At 33.6% G+C, this 851-nt stretch carries 1 protein-coding gene; it reads left to right on the forward strand.

From position 1 onward, the window contains the following. Positions 1–448 precede the first annotated feature (448 nt). Positions 449–851: NAD(P)H-dependent oxidoreductase (locus tag AC1DRF_RS30195; RefSeq protein WP_477742596.1), on the forward strand; the 403-nt coding region annotated here is incomplete at its 3' end.

An 851-nucleotide genomic window follows, 5' to 3' on the forward strand; every position in this document is an offset into this window, starting at 1 on the left:
GTCTTTTTCTTTACTCTTCCCTCCCTTATATTTCCCTTGAAATAATGATCACCTTTCTGCTCACTTCACGCTGAAAATAGATTTAAAGGAAAGATGAAACGCTGTTATTTTTTGTTACTATTAATAACGCATAAAACAAAAATACACGATTTTTCTTTTTTATTTTTTAATTATTTACCTTCAAAAAAGATAGTTCCTCTAAATGAATAACGTTTAAAATCACGCTTTAAAACAGAAATAAACCTTTATTTTTAAAGGGTTTAGCCACAAAACCCAAAAGCGTAATACTCTTAAAACCGTTTGTGAATATGATAAAATCCAATAAAAAACCTTTGACTAAATTTGTTACGTAAGTTACTATTAATAACGTAGTAGATGTTTTCGAACATATTATCTTTAATTCATGAAACAACATTTATATATTGAAGACAGAAAGGTGAACAGAATTATGGCAAAAGTATTATATATTACAGCAAACCCTAACGATGCTACACAATCATTCAGTATGGCTGCGGGAGATGCATTTATTAATGAGTATAAAGAAGTAAACCCAACGGATGAGATTGTTCACGTTAATTTATACCAAGAACATATCCCTCACATCGACGGCGATGTATTCAGCGGATGGGGCAAACTTGGAAGCGGCGCAGAATTTGACGCGCTTACTCCTGAAGAACAGCGCAAAGTTGCTCGTTTAAACGAGTTAAGTGACCAATTTGCTCAAGCGGACAAATATGTATTTGTTACACCAATGTGGAACTTCTCATTCCCACCAGTGATGAAAGCATACTTAGATGCTGTAGCAGTAGCTGGAAAATCATTTAAATATACAGCAGAAGGTTCTGTAGGTC

This window comes from Priestia sp. P5_B4, assembly GCF_056400385.1.